This is a genomic window from Kitasatospora sp. MAA4 (assembly GCF_029893355.1).
GTDB lineage: Bacteria > Actinomycetota > Actinomycetes > Streptomycetales > Streptomycetaceae > Kitasatospora.
Window position 1 is genome coordinate 144651 of record NZ_JARZAI010000017.1, and the last position, 14313, is coordinate 158963.

Here is a 14313-nt window from a genome sequence, read left to right on the forward strand (position 1 = left end):
CCGAAGAATCTGCCGCGCGGGATTGCCGTGCGGGACCGATGGGTTACATTGGACGGGACACCGGCTCGATCCAAGCCCCCGGGCCCAACCTTAGTCGCTTCGAGCGACCACTTGCCGCGAGGCGAGCATGGCGGGTCGGTGTCACCAACGTACGACTGAGGCCCCCACCACCGGTGGGGGCCTCAGTCGTTGACGGGCGCTCAGCCCGGGCTCGCTCAGCCGAGCAGCAGTGCCGGCACGCCGTCCGCGTCGGGCAGGTCGTCCGGGCCCGAGAGCACGGTCAGCCGCTGCGTCGCACGCGTCAGCGCGACGTACAGGACGCGCAGGCCGGCCTCGGACTCGCCGGCGATGCCGGTCGGGTCGGCGACCACCGTCGCGTCGTACTCCAGGCCCTTGGCCTCCAGGCTGCCCAGCGCCACCGCGCGCTCGCCCAGCCCCTCGATCCACCCGGCGGCCTCCGCCCGGCGGTCCATCGGCACCACGATCGCCACCGTGCCGTCCACCTCGGCCAGCAGCCGGGTCAGTTCGGCGCGGGCCGCGGCGGCGAAGGCCTCCGGAGCCGGCGAGGTGACCGCGGCGAAACGCGGCTCGGTACCCGTCGAGCGCACCGCGCGCGGCGAGGGCGTACCGGGCGCCGCCAGCGCCAGCACCTTGGCCGCGACCTCGGCGATCTCGGCCGGGTTGCGGTAGTTGACGGTCAGCGTGAACCGGCGGCGCGGCTTGCCCGAGAGCACCTCGTCCAGCGCCGACTGCGCCTCCTGCGGGAACGGCCAGGAACTCTGCGCCGGGTCACCGACGATCGTCCAGGTGGCCATCCGGGCCCGCCGACCGATCATCCGCCACTGCATCGGGGTGAGGTCCTGCGCCTCGTCCACGATGATGTGCGCGTACTCGACCCGCTCCACCGGCACGCGGTCGCGCTGGCGGGAGTTGCGGTCGGCGAAGGTGGTCACCTCGTCCAGCCCGGTCAGCAGGTCGACGGCGTCCACCTCGCGGTTCCTGGGCCGGGCCGGCTCGCCGAGCACCAGCTGCAGCTCGTCGATCAGCGCGACGTCGTGCGCCGACAGCGCGCCCTCGCCACGGTCCGTCAGGTGGCGCCAGGAGGCCGCCAGCAGCTTGGCCTCCTCGGGGCTGACGCCGCGTCGGGCGATCCGGTTGGTGTGCCGGGACTGGCGAAGCGTCGCGAGCACCCTGCGCGGGGTCAGCGAGGGCCACCAGGCGTCCAGGAAGTCCAGGAAGGACGCCTCGTCGCTGACGTAGTCGTCGAAGGACTCCTTCTCCTCCTGGCGCTGCTCGCGGCCGTAGTGGTCGGTGGGCCTGGGCAGGTGCCGGACGACCTCCGACCAGAGCGCGTCGAGCAGCAGGCGGCGGGCGCGCGGGCGCAGCAGGTTCAGCGGCGTGCCGGTGGTGCCGATCACGTTGCCGCGGACCGCCCGCAGCCGTGCGGCGTCCAGCCGCAGCACCTCGCCGCGGGCGACCACCTTCAGCTCGGTCGGCGCGCCGATCTCCAGCGCCTCCCGGGCCGCGCGGCGCAGCAGCTGGACCATCCGGTCCGAGCCCTTGACCCGTGCCGCCTCCGGCGTGTCGTAGCGCCCCGCCTCGATGCCGTCGACCAGGCTGCCGACCGCGCGGATGGCGACCTGGCCCTCCTCGCCGAGCGAGGGCAGCACGCCCTCGGTGTACGAGACCAGCAGCGCGGTCGGACTGACCACCAGGATGCCGCCGGCGTAGCGGCGCCGGTCCTGGTAGAGCAGGAACGCGGCGCGGTGCAGGGCGACGGCGGTCTTGCCGGTGCCCGGGCCGCCGGTGACCAGCGTGGCGCCCGCGGCGGGGGCCCGGATGACCTCGTCCTGCTCCTTCTGGATGGAGGAGACGATGTCGCGCATGGTGTGGCTGCGGGCCCGGCCGAGCGAGGCCATCAGGGCGCCGTCGCCGACCACCGCGAGCTCCTCGCCGTTCAGCGTCGGCGTGAGGTCCGGGCGGAGCAGGTCGTCCTCGACGCCGAGCACCTTGCGGCCCTTGGAGCGGATCACCCGGCGGCGCAGCACGCGCCCGGGCTCCAGCGGGGTGGAGCGGTAGAACGGCGCCGCCGCGGGGGCCCGCCAGTCGATCACCAGCGGCCCGTACTCCGCGTCCAGCACGCCGAGCCGGCCGATGTGCAGGCTCTGCGCGACGGCCGGGTCGGCCGGGTCGAGCGGGGTGAAGGACGGGATGCCGTGCTCCTCGGGAGCGTCGGCCTGCTGGAGGTCGATCCGACCGAACAGGAAGTCCTCGAACTCGCTGTTCAGCCGGTTCAGGTGCGTGCCGGCCCGGTAGACCTGCGCGTCCCGCTCGGCGAGCGCGCCGGGCGTGCCGACCTGGACGCGCTTGGCGGCGTCCTCCAGGACGTACTCGGCCTCGGCGAGCTTCTCCTCCAGCCGTTGGTAGACGGTGTCGAGGTGGTGTTGCTCCCCGGCGATCTCCCGCTCACGCAGAGTGTCCGCGTTGGTGTCGTTGGTAGCTGCCGGCGGCGTGCCGGCCTCGGTGATTGCGGCTGCGTGCTGCTGGGCTGTGCCGTGCGCGCCCAAGGAGCCCCCTGTCGTACGTCCCGCGGTGGAGAGGTGGAAGCGTTCCGCCGTCGGAAAACGGCGGACGGAAGATCCTACGTCCTCCGGCGTACGCCCGTCCCGTTTCCTCGCGCGCCGGAGGTGCATGTCACACTCGCCCGCGCCCGCCGAAGGGCTGATACGGAGCAGCACGGGCCTGCCGGGAAAACACGAAGGCCGCCTCTCCGCGAACGGAGGGCGGCCTGCGTGTACATGGGGTGGTGGAGATGCCGGGAATCGAACCCGGGTCCAGTGGAGTAGATTCAGGACTTCTCCGAGCGCAGTCCGCTGTGCTTTTCTCGGCCCTGGCAGTCACACGGACAAGCCGCCAACAGGCCCAGCTGCTGTTTGATTTCCCATCCACCCTCGCAGCCCGGGTGGACGGTTGAGTTCCCTAGATTATGCCAGGATCCGGGTCGGGAACTCCCCGGTCTGACACCACGCTACTCGCTGCTTAGGCAGCGAGCGCGAAGGTATCGCGCTTAGTGTTGGCGATTATTTTTTTGCGGTAGGTGGTTAACGAGATCATTACCGCTTCCTCGGCTCGCTTCTCCTGTTTCGACTTCCCCTGTCGAAACCGATCATCCCCATGTTTTTTTGACAAACAACTGTGTAGCCAGCACCTCGGTCACCGGTGGTCTCCCGCCGGCGCCTGCCGCTCGGGGACTCCCGGTCGGTGGTGCTGCGCCCATGGTACGCGCTCGGCGACTGAGCGGTCCAGCGCATTACGCCTTGGCGGGCGCCGGGTTGACGTGCGGTCCCGGGGTCCCCAGCTGCTGGGCCAGCCAGGGTAGTGCCCGGGCGAACGCGCCGGAGGCGAACTGCCAGGCATGGCGGCCCGGTTCGACCGTCTGCCGGCTGCTGATGCCGTCCTTGAGGGCGGCCTGGTCCAGCTGCTTCGCCGCGGCGGTCTGCCGCTGCTCCTGATCCCCGCTGTCGAACCAGCCGGAGACGTTGCGGTACCTGGCGTGGTGCTCCAGGACCGTCATCGGGTCGTGTGCCGCCCAGGCCGCCGCATCTCCGCCGTACAACTGGTCGATGGTCTGCTGCTTGTCCCCGGTATTGGGCCCGAGGTCACCGGAGATGTCCTCGAAATGCGCGAAGACATTCGGGTGCTCGACCGTGAGGTCGACCGCGCAGGTACCGCCCATCGACCAGCCGGCCACCCCCCACTTGTGCGGGTCGGCGGTTGTCCCGAAGGTCTTCTCGACATACGACGGAATGTCCTTCACCAAATGGTCCTCGGCCATTCCGCCGGGGCCGTCGACGCATTCGGTGTCCGCCTGGAAACCACCGGTCGCGTCGGCGAAGACCAGCACCGGGGCGAAGCCGCCGTGCTGCGCGGCGTAGGCGTCGGCGGTCTGCACCGCGAGCCCGGCCCGCACCCAGTTGTCCGGCGCGGAGTACTCGCCGCCGATCATCTCCAGCACCGGGAGCTTCGGCCGCGCCTTGCTGCGGAACCAGGCGGGCGGCAGGTAGACCAGCTCCTGCCGGTGGGCGAAGCCGCTGGCGGTGTCGGGGATGTCCACCTCGACGATGCGTCCGGTGGTGGTCCTGCCGGTGAGCGAGCCGAGCTGGGCGAGCGTCACCTGCTGCGGCAGCGGGCTGCCGCTGAGCTCGCCGATCGCGTCGTCCACGGTCGGGAAGTACCCGGTGGAGGCGTTGAGCGCGTTGGCCGCGGCGACCACCGCGAGCAGCGCGGCGAGCGGCGCCAGCGCCCGGCGCCACCAGCGCGCACCGCGCCAGCCGACCACCAGGACGGCCAGTGCCGCCAGCGCGGCGCCGACCCAGAGCCAGAGGGCGACGGGCAGCGGGTCGGTGACCCCTGCCACCCGCACCACCAGCAGGTCGGCGAGCAGCGTGAGCACCACCGCGACCGCCAGCGCGACCGGCACCCGGCGCAACCGCCAGCGCCGGTCGCGCCAGCCGAGCGCCGGCAGCAGGACGGCCCCGGCCGCGAGCTGGACACCCCACGGGAACCAGCCGTCCAGCAACGAAACGTTCATTCCAAAAGCGTACTGACCGCGGCGCGGTACTCCCGCCGTCCGACCGCTCGGCTCAGCTCAGGTCAGCGCTGGCGCTTCCGGGCGTTCGCCACCGCGCGGGCGGTCTCGCGGGTGTCCTGCTTCTCGCGCAGGGTCTGCCGCTTGTCGTAGAGCTTCTTGCCGATGGCGAGCGCCAGCTCCAGCTTGACCCGGCCGTCCTTGAAGTACATCGACAGCGGGATGAGCGTGTGACCGCCCTCCTTGGTCTTCACCTCGAGCTTGTTGATCTCCATCCGGTGCAGCAGCAGCTTGCGCTTGCGCCGCGCCGAGTGGTTGGTCCACGTCCCCTGGGTGTACTCGGGGATGAAGACGTTGTCGATCCAGACCTCGTGGCCCTGGGTGTACGCGTAGCCGTCGACCAGGTTGGCCCGGCCCTCGCGCAGCGACTTCACCTCGGTACCGGTGAGGACCATCCCGCACTCGTAGGTGTCCAGGATGGTGTACTCGTGGCGCGCCTTCTTGTTCTGCGCGATCAGCTTCTGTCCCGTTTCCTTTGCCATAGCGCCGCTTATTCTCGCATCTCAGAGGGGTGGTCGGCAGCAGGTTTTCGGGCGCCGCCGAGGCCGGCCAGCACGCGCAGGGCCAACGGGCCCGCGTCGGCCGGATCCGCGGCCGGTACATCGGGTGCCAGGCCCACGCCGTCCGGGGAGCGGCCGGCCGGGGTGTAGTAGCGGCCGACGGTCAGTTCCAGCACCGATCCGTCGGCCAGCCGGCTGGGCTGCTGCACGGTGCCCTTGCCGAACGTACGGGAGCCCACCAGCACGGCCCGGCAGCGGTCCTGCAGGGCACCGGCGAGCAGTTCGGCGGCGCTCATGGTGCCGCCGTCCACCAGCACCACCAGCGGGGTGCCGGTGTCGCCGCCCGGCCCGGCGGTCAGGTCGCGGCGCTCGCCGCCGGACTGGTACGAGGCCACCGGCCCGCCGTCCAGGAAGACCGAGGCGGCGGCGACGGCCTCCTCGACCAGGCCACCGGAATTGCCGCGCAGGTCGAGCACGATGCCGGTGCGCTTCGCCGCGGCGGGCGCACGCTGCACGGCCGCGCGGATCTCGGCGCCCACCCCGCTGGTGAAGGCCGCCACGGCGATCCGCAGCACCCCGGAGGCCGGGCGGTCGACGGTGACGTCCTGGGTGTCGAGCACCGTGCGACGAAGCGTCACCGCCCGCGCGCCACCCCGCGGCGAGCGCAGCGCGAGCAGCACCGACGAGCCCGGTCCGGCCGGACGGGCCCCCGCTGACAGCTCGTCGGCGCGCCCGCGCAGCCGGGCCACCACCTCGGTGACCGGCAACCGGTCGACCGACGCGCCGTCCACCGAGAGCAGCCGGTCGCCGACCGCGATGCCCGCACCGGCGGCCGGCCCGGCCGACTGCACCCCGGAGACCACGGTCTCGCCGTCCTCGTCGCGGTCGACCGAGAGCCCGACCCCGAGGTACCGACCGTCCAGGCCCTGAGCGAACCGGGCGTAGTCCTCCGCGCTGTAGTACGCGGCCCACCGGTCCTCGCCACTGGCCACCAGCCGCTCCGCCTGCTGCGACGAGTACCCGCCCGCAGCCGCGACATCCGCCGACGCGGCCCGACGCGGCAGCGCGCCCGCGCCGCCACCCCAGGCCCCCGCCGCAGCCCCGCCCATCAGCACCACACCGAACACCAGAGTGAGCGTCCCACCCTGACGCACCCGCCGCGATGCTCCCGCCATGGCACCGGAGTGTAGGCGCCCGGTGCGCTCCGTGTTCGCAGAACGCCCGAACATCACCAGGAGTGACCGGCCGTAATACCTTCCGGTCACCGCTGTCCTACCGGTCAGCCCTCACCGCCGATCAGTACGACACCCGATCACGTCCGACTGCATCAGCTGTAGCACTCATCAACCTTGCCCTGCTGGTTGTTGTAGGTCCCGCTCGACCAGGTGGCAACGCCGCTGGTGTTGTAGATGACGAAGTTGCCGTCATCCTGTACGACGGCCCGACCCTCCGGCGCCTGGTTGGGCCAGGACCCGATCTTGCAGCCGTAGGTGGCGGAGTCCAGCTCGATCCAGCCCAGATGCGAGAAGTCGAGCGTGTTCGGGGTGGGACTCCGGTAAGTCCCGGAAGCCCACATGGCGTGACCGTCACTGTTGCGGTACAGCACCAGGTTTCCGTCACACTGGAAGGTGAGGTGGACCGAGTTGGACCACCACGTCGTCTGCGTGCCGCAGGAGTAGTTCGGCGTACTGGACGACAGAGCGATACTGCTGTCAGCCGCAGAAGCAGACGTGGCGCCGGTGAGGAGCATGGACATCACCGCACCCGCGGTTACAGCGACCGAGCCAATGCGCTTAGTGAGCTTCTTCATGCGAAGAGAACCTCTCATGTCGATCGCAGGCATGCGTTGCGCTTGAACGCAGGTCTCAGACGGGGTGTGCATATTCCGCACCGGATCGCGTCGACTTCCCCCCGTCGTCGCTCGGTGACCGTACGTCAGCATCGCGTAGCCGTTCAACTGCTTTTGAGGCTCTGGCCGAATCTGCGTGAATCCGCAGGTCAGGGCGTGCATGCAAGCAGGATCACTCGGCCGGATTCTCGATCACGTGATCGCATACCCCCGTCGAGGCGCTGAGCCGCCAGAGGCAGCAACGAACTCGGCGGCACAACCCACTGGGGGTTGTGCCGCCGAGCCGGTCCTTACGTTCCCGGGTCAGACCTTGAGGTACTTGCGCAGGGTCAGGAAGGCCGCGACCGCCGCCATCACCATGCCGGCCACGATGAGCAGCGGAATCACCTGCAGCACCGAGGAGATCCCAATGAAGTGGATGAACTGGACCTTGTTGGCCAACCAGTGCTGCACGCCGTAGTTGCCGAGCAGCAACAGGCCCGACGCCAGCACCGCGCCCAGCAGCGCCGCGAACGCCGCCTCCGCGATGAAGGGCATCTGCACGTAGAAGTTGGAGGCCCCGACCAGGCGCATGATGCCGGTCTCCCTTCGCCTGCTGAACGCCGACACCCGGACGGTGTTGACGATCAGCAACAGGGCAACCGAGAGCATCAGCACCATGATCACGAAGGCGGCCGTCTGGAGACCGTTGAGCAGCCCGAAGAGGTTCTCCAGGATCTGCCGCTGGTCCTCCACCGAGCGGATGCCCGGTTTGCCCGCGAAGGCGCTCTGGATGATGTCGAAGCGGGTCGGGTCGTTCAGCTTGACCCGCCAGGACGACGGGATGGCGTCGGCACCGAGGACCGACACCAGCGCGTTGTCCGGGTTCATGTCCTTCCAGTGCTTGTACGCCTCGGCCTGGGTCTCGAAGGTCGAGCTCTTCACCAAGGGCACCATCTTGTCCAGATCCGTCTTGACGGCGGCGATCTGGTCGTCGGTGGCCGCGCCGGCCGCGCACTGCGGGGCGTTCTTGGCGTCGGCCTTGGTGCAGAAGTAGATGCTCACCTCGACCTTGTCGTACCAGTACCCCTTCATGGAGTTGACCTGGTCGCGGACCAGGAGACTGGCACCGGCGAGCGCGAGCGAGAGCGCGACACTGACCACGACCGCGATGGTCATCGTCAGGTTGCGGCGGAGACCCACACCGATTTCCGACAGGACGAACTGGGCACGCATTGGTTTCTCTACTCCAAGGTCGGTGCTGCTGGCGGTCCGGAGGCGACGGCTGGACGGCTGCTAGTGCTGGTAGCCGTAGACGCCGCGGGCCTGGTCGCGGACCAGCAGCCCCTTGTCGAGTTCGATCACGCGCTTGCGCATCTGGTCGACGATGGCCTGGTCGTGCGTGGCCATCAGCACCGTGGTTCCGGTGCGGTTGATGCGGTCCAGCAGCTTCATGATGCCGACCGAGTTCTGCGGGTCGAGGTTTCCGGTCGGCTCGTCCGCGATCAGCAGCATCGGGCGGTTGACGAAGGCCCGGGCGATCGCCACACGCTGCTGCTCACCACCGGAGAGCTCGCCGGGCATCCGGTCCTCCTTGCCGCCGAGGCCGACCAGGTCGAGCACCTCGGGCACCACCTTGTTGATGGCGCTCTTCGGCTTGCCGATGACCTCCAGCGCGAACGCCACGTTCTGCGCCACGGTCTTGTTCGGCAGCAGGCGGAAGTCCTGGAAGACGCAGCCCAGCTGGCGGCGCATGTGCGGCACCTTCCAGTTGGACAGCTTGCCCAGGTCCTTGCCCATCACGTGGACCTCGCCCGAACTGGGGCGTTCCTCGCGTAGCGTCAGGCGCAGGAAGGTGGACTTGCCCGAGCCGGAGGAACCGACCAGGAAGACGAACTCGCCCTTTTCGATCTCCAGCGAGACGTCCGACAGGGCCGGTCGGTTCTGCTTGGGATAGGTCTTGGAAACGTTGTCGAATCTGATCACGGCTGCATCACGGAGGCCATCCTAGGTGGAATGGCTGCCTGCTCGGACGAACTACCGTGACCTGATCGTTACTTCAGGCCCAAGGCAGTGCCGGCGGCGCCGTTCCTCGGTCGGTCCCGCCCCCCACATCCGGCCGGGGACGGACGGTGGAAGCGCCTCTGGGCACTCCCCCGGCTTGGGACCATACGCGACCCGTGGGGCAGCGTGCAGGGTCGGCTCATCGAAAACCTGACGGATTGTCCGGTATCGGGCAGAAATGACCGGAAAATTGCGAGGCACCTCACAGCGGGCCCTATGCAACGATTAACCCCCGGATTCAGTGTCCGATCCCGGCCCGCGGGGGCCGGATCCCGCAGAACCTGGCAGAGTAGAGGGGATAGCCGACCGGTCGCGGTTCGCCGCTCCCCCGCTCGGAGCACGGGCAGGAACCAAGAGCCCGCCCGATGCGTTGGCTGTATGCGTGGGTGTAGCAGCAAGGAGGAGATCGCATGACGTGCGACCATCTGGTGTGCGCCAACTGCGCCGGCCGTGTGAGTGACGGCCGTTGCCCTGTCTGCCGTGCCCACCGGGCCCGGATGCAGGAGCAGCAGAGCCCGTTCGCCTCACTCTCCCCGGCCGCCCTGCTCGCCCTGATCGTCGGGCTGCTGGCCGTGGCCATGATCGCTCGGCAGGCGCTGGCCTGATCGGGCCCCATCACGAGGTGTGACGAGGGAGGGCCCCGGAAGCGTGCTTCCGGGGCCCTCCCTCGTCATCTGTGCCTACGACTCGGCGGTCTCGCTCTGCTTGCGCCAGCGGATGCCGGCCTCGATGAAGCCGTCGATGTCGCCGTCGAGCACCGCCTGCGGGTTGTTGACCTCGTGGTCGGTCCGCAGGTCCTTGACCATCTGGTACGGGTGCAGCACGTACGAGCGCATCTGGTTGCCCCAGGAGCTGCCGCCGTCGCCCTTGAGCGAGTCCATCAGGGCGCGCTCCTCGAGGCGGCGCCGCTCCAGCAGCTTGGCCTGCAGGACGTTCATCGCGGACGCCTTGTTCTGGATCTGCGAGCGCTCGTTCTGGCAGGACACCACCACACCGGTCGGCAGGTGGGTGATCCGGACCGCCGAGTCGGTGGTGTTGACGCCCTGGCCGCCGGGGCCGGAGGCGCGGTACACGTCGATCCGCAACTCGGTCTCGTCGATGTCCACGTGGTCGCTCTGCTGGACGACCGGGAGCACCTCGACACCGGCGAAGGAGGTCTGCCGGCGGCCCTGGTTGTCGAAGGGCGAGATGCGCACCAGGCGGTGGGTGCCCTGCTCGACGGAGAGCGTGCCGTAGGCGTACGGCACCTTGACGGTGAAGGTCGCGGACTTGATGCCGGCCTCCTCCGCGTACGAGGTGTCGTAGACCTCGGTCGGGTAGCCGTGCCGCTCGGCCCAGCGCAGGTACATCCGCATCAGCTGCTCGGCGAAGTCGGCGGCGTCCACGCCACCGGCCTCGGCCCGGATGTTGACCAGGGCCTCGCGGGCGTCGTACTCGCCGGAGAGCAGGGTGCGCACCTCCAGCTCCTCGATCGCCTTCTGGAGCGAGACCAGCTCGGCGTCGGCCTCGGTGCGGGTGTCCGCGTCGTTCTCGGCCTCGGCGAGCTCGTACATCACGGCCAGATCCTCGATCCGGCTGCGCAGGGACTGAACCCGGCGCAGTTCGCCCTGGAGGAAGGAGAGCCGACTGGTGACCTTCTGCGCATTCGCGAGGTCGTCCCAGAGGTCGGGGGCGCCTGCCTCCTCCTCCAGACGTGCCAGATCGGCCCGGATCTTGTCCAGGTCGAGGACGGCCTCGATGGACCCCATGGTCGTTTCGAGGGACTTGAGCGCTTCAGAAGGATCGACGGCTGCCACGCCACCAGCCTAATGGCTCGCGGGCGGCGTTGGGACCGGCCGGTAGGAGGTTGCGGCCGGGGCGGGCCCGCCCGACCCGTTCGCCGGGTCGGCGGCGAAGGCCGTGTACGCCGCCGCGGCCCCTGCCAGCAGCAGGACGACGGCCAGCAGCACGGCGAGCATCCGGCGGCGGCGGACCAGCGCTCGGCGCCCCCGGCGGTGCGCGGAGGCGGGCGCCGCGCGCTGGGCGCGCGACTCGGCGGCGTACGCGGCCAGCTCCTGAGCGCTGGGGCGGCGCAGGCTGGTGTGGGTGTCGCGGGTGGAGTCCGGCGCGGGCGCCGGGACCAGCGGGACGGCCGGTCCCCGGCGGCGGCGGTGCGCGCCGGTGCCGGTGTCCGCCTCCGCGTAGACCGCCTCGCCGGGTGTCGGCACCTCCTCGACCGGCGGACGACCCTGCGCGGGCAGCACCAGCGGCGGCAGGCCGGCCAGCGCGGGCAGCTGCTCGCGCAACCGGTCGGCCAGCTCGGCGGCGCGCAGCCGGGAGGCCGGGGCCTTGGCCAGGCACTCGGCGATGATCCGCCACAGGCCGTCCGGCAGCCCGGGGACCGGCGGGACGCTCTCGGTGACGTGTCGGCGCAGCACCGCACCCGTGTGCCCGCCGCCGAACGGCGTGAAGCCGGCCAGCAGTTCGTAGAGCACGGTGGCCAGCGCGTAGATGTCGACGGCGGCCCGCGGTTCCAGGCCCTCGATGATCTCGGGGGCCAGGTAGTCGGGGGTGCCGATGATCCGGGTGGCCCGGGTCCGACGCGGGGCGTCCACCAGCCGGGCGATGCCGAAGTCGGTGAGTTTGGCGCGCGGCGCCCCGCCGGGGCCGGGCGGCTCGGCCAGGTCGAGCATGACGTTCTCGGGCTTGACGTCGCGGTGCACGATCCCGGCGGCGTGGGCGGCGGCCAGCCCGTCGGCGACGTCCGCGATCACCGAGACGGCCGCCTGCGGCGCCAGGACGCCCTCGCGCTCCAGCCGGGAGCGCAGGTCGCTGCCGTGCACCAGCTCCATCACCAGCGCGAGGTCGTCGCCGTCCACCACCATGTCGTGCACGCCGACCACCCGGGGGTGGTCGAGGCCGGTCAGCGCGGCGCGCTCCTGGACGAAGCGGCCGACCAGCACCTGGTCGGAGGCGAGGTCCTCGCGCAGCAGTTTCACGGCCACCGGCCCGTCGGGGCCCTCGCCCAGCCACACGGTGCCGGCGGACCCCCTGCCGATCACCTGGTGCACGGTGTACCGGCTGCCGATCTTGCGTGCCAATGCTGCTCCGTGGGCGGCGGGAGTGTCCCCGATCCCCCGTCGGGGTACCGGGAGCGCTCGGTAGGTCGGTGCGTCACCGACCAACCTACGCGTCCCGACGACCTCCCCGGGACCTCCCAGCGCCTTCGCCGGGCAGCGCTTGACGACAAATCTTGTGAAATGTCGACAAAGCTGCAATGCCGACTGCCGGGCCCAGCGTCAGTTGCCTGCGACGGAGTGCCAGTTGCTGGAGATCCAGCCGCTCGCGGCGCTGTACCACTGCTGGATGTTGGCCCAGTAGTGCGGCAGCGGCGTGAAGTTCCACAGCGCCAGGGCGGCCACCGCGAGGATCAGCAGCACCATCAGGCAGCCCTTGAGGCAGCCCAGGCCCGGGATGTACATCCGGTTGCGGCTGCGCTGGCGGGGCTCGCGGCGCGGACGGGGCTCGCGCTCCGGCTCACGCGCGGGCTCCGGCTCGCGCGGCAGCGGCGGCTCCGCCCGGCGCGGGGGCACCGCGGCGGGCGCGGGGGCCTGCTGGGCGGGCTGCCGGTAACCAGGCGCCGGCTGCTGCTCCCCATAGCCCTGCGGCTGCCCCTGCGGCGGGCCGGCCCGGTACGGCGGCGGCGCGACCGGGGGCCGCTCCTGGCGCCCGTAGCCGCCCTGAGCCGGATCGCCGCCCGGGCGGCGCTGGTCGGGCGAGGGCGGCGGGTAGCCGTAGCCGGGGTTCGGCGCGCCGTAGCCGGGCTGCTGCTGGTAGCCCTGCGGGCTGCCGCGGTAGCCGGGGTCCTGCGGATAGCCGGGCGGCGGGAAGCCGCCCTGCGGCGGACGCTGCGCGCCGCCCGGACCCGCGCCGTACGGCCGGGGCGCGACCTGCGGGTCGCCGTACTCCTCGGCGCCGAAGACCTGGGTCTGCTGGTTGCGGTCCCGGGCGGCCCGCAGCTGGGTCTGCCACGGGTGCGGGCCCTCGGGCTGCGCAGCCTGCGGAGCCTGTCCCGGCTGTCCCGGGCCGACCGGGGCCGCCATGCCCGCGGGCATCACCCGGGTGCGGTCCTCCGCGGCGACCGGCGCCGGACCGGCCGCCATCACCTGGGTCGCCGCCGACGGGTCGAAGCGGCCCATCGGCAGCTGCTCGGACTCGCCGGTCAGCGTGAAGCCTGGTCCCGTCCCCGGCACCTCGGCCGGCTGCGCCTCGGGCACCAGCAGCGCGCCGACCGCGAGCGCCGCGTCCACCGCCATCGGAGAGGCGTGCACGCCCACCCCTGCCGCGACCACGCGCAGCGCCTGGGCCAGCGAGGTGGCGCTCGGCCGCTGCGCCGGGTCCTTGCGCAGGCAGCGCTCGACCACGGTCCACAGCGGCTCGGGCATGCCGGGCGGTCGCTGCGGCTCCTGGGCGAGGTGCGCGTGCAGCACCTGGATCGGCCCGTCGCCCTGGAACGGCGGCTGGCCGGTGACCAGTTCGTACAGCATGATGCCGGCGCCGTAGACGTCCACCGCGGAGGTCTGCGGCTGGCCGCTCGCCGACTCCGGGGCCACGTAGGTGGGGGTGCCGACGAACTCGCTGGTGCGGGTGATGCCCGGGGAGTCGGCGAGCCGGGCGATGCCGAAGTCGGTGAGCATCGGGTGCATCTGCTCGCCCCCAGCCTCCGGCCGGGAGGTGCCCCCAGGCACCCCGTCCACGTACTGGCTCGCGAGCAGCACGTTGGCGGGCTTGAGGTCGCGGTGCACCACACCGTCCGCGTGGCTGACCGCGAGGGCGTCGGCGACCTGGGCCATCAGCAGCGAGCCCGCGATCGGGCTGAGCGGGCCGTTGGTGCGCAGGTAGCGGTAGAGGTCGGGCCCGTCGACCAGGTCCATCACCAGGGCGAGCAGCTCGCCCTCGACCACCAGGTCGCGCACCCGGACGATGTTGGGGTGGTTCAGCCGCAGAAGCACCGAGCGCTCGCGCAGGAAGCGCAGCACGATGTCCGGGTCGGCGGCCAACTCCTCCTTGAGCACCTTGATCGCGACCAGCTGGCCGGGCCGAAGGTCCGGGAGTTCGACGTCCTCGCGCACGCGGGCGCGCCAGACGGTGCCTGTGGCACCGCGCCCGAGGGTCTCCTCGAGCAGATACTTGCTGCCTACGGGCCGCACCTGGTGCACTCCTCGCCCTGCCGACGCCGCGAGCTTGGGACCAACCGTCTCAGCCCGTGTTTCCGGCAACTCTAACGGTGTCCG

The 14313-nt window shown here is 71.2% G+C and carries 11 protein-coding genes and 1 other RNA gene; 1 reads left to right on the forward strand and 11 read right to left on the reverse strand.

Annotated features, from left to right (window positions below; genetic code table 11):
* Positions 1 to 215 precede the first annotated feature (215 nt).
* The 8 genes from P3T37_RS23240 to ftsE all read right to left on the reverse strand — a co-directional run bounded on the left by P3T37_RS23240 (position 216) and on the right by ftsE (position 8962).
* Complete coding sequence (locus P3T37_RS23240) at positions 216 to 2528, reverse strand: UvrD-helicase domain-containing protein (protein WP_280725765.1); 2313 nt, start codon at positions 2526 to 2528, stop codon at positions 216 to 218.
* Positions 2529 to 2804: 276 nt separating this feature from the next.
* Positions 2805 to 3174: a transfer-messenger RNA gene (gene ssrA / locus P3T37_RS23245) on the reverse strand.
* 136 nt (positions 3175 to 3310) lie between these two features.
* The gene (locus P3T37_RS23250) at positions 3311 to 4591 is read right to left on the reverse strand and encodes an alpha/beta hydrolase-fold protein (RefSeq protein ID WP_280725724.1); all 1281 of its coding nucleotides are present in this window, start codon (positions 4589 to 4591) and stop codon (positions 3311 to 3313) included.
* 62 nt (positions 4592 to 4653) lie between these two features.
* Positions 4654 to 5130 (reverse strand): SsrA-binding protein SmpB, encoded by a 477-nt coding sequence (gene smpB / locus P3T37_RS23255; protein WP_280725725.1) that lies wholly within the window; start codon positions 5128 to 5130, stop codon positions 4654 to 4656.
* 8 nt (positions 5131 to 5138) lie between these two features.
* Entirely contained in the window at positions 5139 to 6323 is a 1185-nt protein-coding gene (locus P3T37_RS23260; RefSeq protein ID WP_280725726.1) for a S41 family peptidase, read from the reverse strand.
* 152 nt (positions 6324 to 6475) lie between these two features.
* Complete coding sequence (locus tag P3T37_RS23265) at positions 6476 to 6958, reverse strand: hypothetical protein (RefSeq protein WP_280725727.1); 483 nt, start codon at positions 6956 to 6958, stop codon at positions 6476 to 6478.
* Between the two features lie 342 nt (positions 6959 to 7300).
* Complete coding sequence (gene ftsX / locus P3T37_RS23270; RefSeq protein WP_280725728.1) at positions 7301 to 8212, reverse strand: permease-like cell division protein FtsX; 912 nt, start codon at positions 8210 to 8212, stop codon at positions 7301 to 7303.
* Between the two features lie 60 nt (positions 8213 to 8272).
* Complete coding sequence (gene ftsE, locus P3T37_RS23275) at positions 8273 to 8962, reverse strand: cell division ATP-binding protein FtsE (RefSeq protein ID WP_280725729.1); 690 nt, start codon at positions 8960 to 8962, stop codon at positions 8273 to 8275.
* 488 nt (positions 8963 to 9450) lie between these two features.
* Here ftsE and P3T37_RS23280 point away from each other — a divergent pair, with 488 nt between their 5' ends.
* Positions 9451 to 9645 carry a hypothetical protein gene (locus P3T37_RS23280; protein WP_280725730.1) on the forward strand — a complete coding sequence of 65 codons (195 nt, stop codon included), beginning with the start codon at positions 9451 to 9453 and terminating at the stop codon, positions 9643 to 9645.
* Between the two features lie 75 nt (positions 9646 to 9720).
* On the opposite strand, the gene prfB is transcribed toward P3T37_RS23280, so the two are convergent.
* The 3 genes from prfB to P3T37_RS23295 form a co-directional block, all read right to left on the reverse strand.
* Positions 9721 to 10836 carry a peptide chain release factor 2 gene (prfB, locus tag P3T37_RS23285; protein ID WP_280725731.1) on the reverse strand — a complete coding sequence of 372 codons (1116 nt, stop codon included), beginning with the start codon at positions 10834 to 10836 and terminating at the stop codon, positions 9721 to 9723.
* 9 nt (positions 10837 to 10845) lie between these two features.
* Positions 10846 to 12120 carry a serine/threonine-protein kinase gene (locus P3T37_RS23290; protein WP_280725732.1) on the reverse strand — a complete coding sequence of 425 codons (1275 nt, stop codon included), beginning with the start codon at positions 12118 to 12120 and terminating at the stop codon, positions 10846 to 10848.
* Positions 12121 to 12318: 198 nt separating this feature from the next.
* Positions 12319 to 14229, reverse strand: coding sequence for a serine/threonine-protein kinase (locus P3T37_RS23295; RefSeq protein WP_280725733.1), 1911 nt, complete (start codon positions 14227 to 14229; stop codon positions 12319 to 12321).
* Between the last annotated feature and the right edge of the window lie 84 nt (positions 14230 to 14313).